Source organism: Lishizhenia sp. (assembly GCF_057456495.1).
Map to the genome: position 1 here is coordinate 1 of NZ_JBVCPV010000190.1, position 5,560 is coordinate 5,560.

The following is a 5,560-nucleotide window of genomic DNA, read 5'->3' on the forward strand; positions in this document are numbered from 1 at the left end:
CGGAGCCATGAGCCCAGAAAACAAAGCAATAGGATTAGTTTCATCCCTCGAATCCTTTATAGGATTATCAGGTTTCGCCTTGGCTACAGGACTCCTATATGGAAGATTTTCCAAACCCAAAGCAAAACTTATTTTCAGCAAAAATGCACTAATTGCTCCCTACAAAGAAATACAAGGATTAATGATTCGAGTAGCCAATCAAAGGGATAGTCAGCTCATAAACCTAAAGGCAAAACTAGCCTTCTCACAAGTACAAAATGAAAAAAGAGAATTCTTCTTTCTTCCACTCGAAATGGATATGATTAACCTCTTAGCCTCGAGTTGGACCATCGTACACCCCCTTGATGAAAACAGTCCTTTAAAAAACCTAACCCTAGAAGATGTCCAAACCAAAGACATGGAAATCCTACTTTTCCTGGAGGGCTATGACGAAACCTATGCACAAAGCATACACTCACGCACCTCTTTCAAAGGGTCAGAAATATTGTTCAATAGAAAGTTTAAACGCATATTGGGTAAAAGTAAAAATGGCAAAGCTCGGGTAGAATTAGATCAATTGAGTAGCGTTGAAGAAGTTGAGAAGCGTTAATTTATCACCCCTTTAAACTATTAACCATATCCCCTAAAACCAGTAAACGCAATGAGCATTCAGATATACTTTTTTATGAAAAGAAGAGGTGAAAAGTTATGCTACCTCAATAATAATTAAGGACAATTATTCTATTCAAACCGTTAAAAACACAAGAATTAAAACATTGTAAATCAAACATTTTAAGATTTTTACATACAGGAAATCTCCCCTTTTCACAGTAAGAATATACACTTTTATTGCCAACAAGAATTTCATTCTAATTTTTTAGTTGAAAGAGAGTGCTCCAAACTCAACCCTAACAACACCCTAAAATGTACCTCTGAAATTTCTCCATCTACCTTACCAGTTCCATGTAATGTATGCAAGGGGGAAATGATATGTTGTGAAAAGGATAAGGATATTTTTATTTTTTCTTACAAATTTGTAACCCAACATGTACTTTTAACGAAAAAGATAAGAAGACGAATTATTTCCAATAAACGTCCTGTATTTAGCTCACTCCATAAAAAAGATTGATATTCCAACTTACCCTCTAGTTTGATTCAATTTTTGGATTTTTTCTCCGAGCATATTTTTCAAAAAAACACAACTTCTTTATCATTATTTCAATACCAAATAAAAAAAGTTTGAATTTTTTTTCACATTTTTTTGTTAATAACAGGTCTACTAAAAAATTGATTGCCTTTAATTATTCCCCCAATAAACACGCGGAATACATCAACTAATTTTTTAATTACTACACTGTTTACCAACTAATTACATCGTTCAAAACAGCCGTTTAGATTTTGTTTAATTGGAAAAGTTGATTTACCTTCATAACAACTTTTACAATTGGATTATACACAAACGGCACTTGGAATTTGAATTTTGAACCCTACAAAATTAGAATTCAACATCCATAAATCTTTCCGTGAATTACACGCATTTATTTGTTTGTATGTAAGACAATAAAACTTACTGCTATGAAACGAACGAAACCTTTTACAGGTTCCGTTGCTAAACCTCGTCTCCTCTATATTTTGGGGATGTTATCAGCAATGCTGAACCTTAATGTAATGGCCCAGTCATTACCCGAATGTGATGCAAATGTACCGCTCATCACAGTGGATCTATCAGATTATCCCGACAGTACTTACATTTCCCCGACCATCGTACGTGCCGGACAATGTTGTGGTGTTACAGGTAGTGATCGATTTATTTCCTTTTACGCCAAACTAAACCCTAACGTAGCAGCTGTGGAAATAGGAATCGCAGATGGATCTAACCCATCAGGTTCAGGTACGTATCATTTCATCAATGGAGGTGATACAGTTGTTGCAGGGACTTGTGATACCACCGCACCCGCTGGTCAAGCTGTATGTATACCGCCTTACATTACCGGGCCCAATTACAAAATTGCATACAGTAAACCAGGGAATGATGCGAATCAATTTTTCTTAAGACAGGTATTAAAACCAACTTTTCCCAATGATGATTCTACGAGAATTGGCTGTAGCTTACCGGTAAATATTTTCGGTTTAGACTCAATAACAATTTCAGCTATAAACTCATCAGATGGGAATACCAACTTAGCTTTATACGATTCATACTTAAGCTGTTTAGACTGTAGTAGTCCTTTCTTTGAACCACTAGCAGGAGCACCTGATTGGATTGACTATGTAATTACAGGTTCACAACAGGTATCCGTGGATTGTGGTACGTATGAAACCATGGACACCATAAGACTTTACACCTTCGATTCCCTAACCGCAACATACGCTCCAAATCCGGCAGAAATCTGTGCAGGAGGAAGTGTTGAAGTTACAGCCTCCACTATTGGAGGTTTTGGTACGTATACTATCGACTGGGTAAACGACATGAACGACACGCTTGCTACTGATTCAACTTACATTTTTACTGCGCAGGGATCTTATACTGCCAGAATTAGCGATAACTTGAACAGCCCAACTTGTCCTTCTTTCAATTTACCCGTTTCAATTATTGAAAGTCAACCACCTACAGTAGATGCTGGTGAAGACCAAATCGTCTGTGCTTCGAGCCCTGAAGCATTGCTAGAAGGAAGTTCTACCAACACAAGTTCTATTCTATGGTCAGGAGGCGCGGGTTCTTTTAACCCTAGTAACACTTCAATTTCAACGATATACACACCCACATCCGCAGAACTAAGCGCGGGAAGCGTAGAATTATACTTAGAATCTACAGGTGCCGGTGGAGGATGTACCAACACACGTGATACAGTAGTAATTTTCTTTCCAGACACGATTAAAGCTGACCCATTTTTCGCACCCATTGCATGTACAGACGGAACAACCACACTCAATGCTGGAGCTTCCGGAGGTACACTTCCTTACACCTATGAATGGTCTACTGGTGCCGCTTCATCGTCAACTATTGTTTCCGCTGGAACTTATACCATCATTGTAACAGACTCTATTGGTTGTTCTGTTGAAAGTGCAATTCAAGTAACAGAACCACCCGCAGTACAACTTTCTTTAACCAGCACAAATACGAGTACGGATACAACCTGTGACGGTACCACAAATGTAGTAATATCAGGAGGTACCGCTCCATACACTCAAGTTTGGTCAAACGGTGATATTAGTTTAACGGCTGACTCCTTGTGTTATGGTATTGCAACAGTAACTGTAACGGATGCAAACGGATGTATTGCCACCGGAAGCGTTGTAGTAAACAACCCTACTTGTTCCGGTCTACAAGTTACCGCAAGCAGCACCAACTTAGAATGTTTTGGAGACTCAGATGCCGAGGCAACATCCTTTGTAACCGGAGGAACTGCTCCATATAGTTATGAATGGAACACCTCTCCAATTCAAACCACTGCAAACGCAACAAACTTAAGTGCTGGAACTTACACAGTTACAGTTACCGATGCATTGGGATGTATTGACATAGCAAGTGTTGATGTTTTCCAACCGAGTAAAATAACGAACACTATAACTTCCAACGACGCAACATCTGTTGGAGGTATTGATGGTGATGCAACAGCCAACCCTGCAGGTGGTACACCTGGATATACTTATACCTGGACGCCAACAGGGCAGACAACTCAAACGGCTACTAATTTATCTGCAGGTATTTATTATGTAGAAATTTTAGATGCAAACTCTTGTGTAAAAGAAGACAGTGTCTTTCTCAACGAGCCTCCTTGTCAGAATTTCAAAATAAGTGTAGTTACTCAAAATATAAGTTGTTTTGGCTTTGCCAATGGTGGAGCAACATTAATTGTATCTCAAGGTACAGGACCTTACGCCATTTCTTGGTCAAGCGGTGAAACGGATGTGACATCTGTTTCCGGACTCCCTGCTGGAGAATATGATGTTACTATTACGGATGTTCAAGGATGTACAACTTTCAAAACCTTTACAATCGCTCAACCCGAAGAACTTTCGGTAGCACTTGTCCCTACTAATTCAGTATGTTTTGGTGATGACAACGCAACGATAGACTTAACTGTTCTGGGAGGAGTTTTCCCATATACTTATAACTGGACAGCTAACGGATCACCGGTAGCACAAACGCAAGATATCGTATCTCTTGCTCCTAACACCTATGTGATAGAAGTTACAGATGCCAATGGCTGTACAATTTCTGACAGCACGGGTGTGGATGAACCAGACCAATTGGTAACTACTTTCGAAGTAAATGACATTACATGTAGAGATAGCGACGATGGTTTTATTGACCTGACAAATACAGGTGGTATACTTCCATATAGTTATGCTTGGACAGGTCCAAATGGCTTTACAAGTAATCTCGAGGATGTTACTTCCTTGGAAGTAGGTCTATACGAGGTAGAAGTTACGGATGCTAATGGATGTACACTTGGAAATAAAATCCAAAGTTTCATTAACGAACCAGACAGTGTAATTATAGAAGAATTCACTATAGATTGTCCGGTACCAGGAGAAGCTACAACATTAGTAACTGTTGATTCTATTTCAGGTGGAGCTTTCGGAAGTTATAGAGTTAGTTTTGATAACGGTGTTACTTACCAAGCCTATGAAGATTATTCAGCGCAACTTGGAGTTAATGCAAGCTATAATTTATACGCATTAGACAGTAATGGATGTACAACTCCAATTCCAACAACTATAGAAATTGACAGCAATGTAGCCATCCAAGATGTAAGTTTCGACCCTTGTGTTCCTGAGGGAACTACAAATATCAACGTCACTGTAACACCAATTGGTGGTGACGGCGGACCTTATGAAGTTTCTACAGATGGTGGAGCAACTTATAACCCTGCTGGAAATTATGTTATTTCCCTTGCAGTAGACAATACCTACAGCATAGTAGTAAGAGACCAAAACGGATGTGAATCAACTCCTTGGCCGATTACTATCGCCCCTCCTTTTATAGCTAAACCCACATTAACAGGAGAGGTAAGCTGTCCAAATGAAAATGACGGAGTCGTTGATCTTGCCATTAGCGGTGGAACAGCGCCCTACGTCATTTCATGGACAGGACCAAATGGTTTTGTTAGTGGCTTAGAAGACTTAACAGGATTAGTTGCAGGAATGTACTATGTAACCGTTACAGATGATAGCAGTTGTGTAGTTTCAGATTCAGTACTTGTTACAACAACTCCTGATGTTACACCTCCTACCATTACTTATTGTCCTTCAAACATAAATGTTAGTACAAACAACGATTGTGTATATAGTAATTCAGGTGTTGGCTTAGATGTAACAGCTACAGATAATTGTTCTATTTCTTCTATTGCGTATACCTTAAGTGGAGCCACTACTGGTTCTGGAAACTCTTTAGACGGTATTGATTTTAACTTAGATACGACCCTTGTTACTTGGGTAATAACAGATGGGTCTGGTAATACAGATACCTGTTATGTTCAAGTAATTATTACAGACGACACAAAACCTAGCATTGTAAATTGTGGACTTGGAGACCAAAATGTATTCACGCCATCTGATGGTTGTATTTACACCG

General features: G+C 39.0%; 1 protein-coding gene and 1 pseudogene. Both read left to right on the forward strand.

What is annotated here, in order from left to right; translation table 11 throughout:
• Positions 1 to 589, forward strand: a pseudogene (locus AC22ZQ_RS12110) (ion channel); the annotation flags it as partial.
• A 965-nt stretch (positions 590 to 1,554) separates the two neighbouring features.
• Positions 1,555 to 5,560 (forward strand): SprB repeat-containing protein (locus AC22ZQ_RS12115; RefSeq protein ID WP_318959031.1); only part of this gene is annotated, 4,006 nt, incomplete at its 3' end.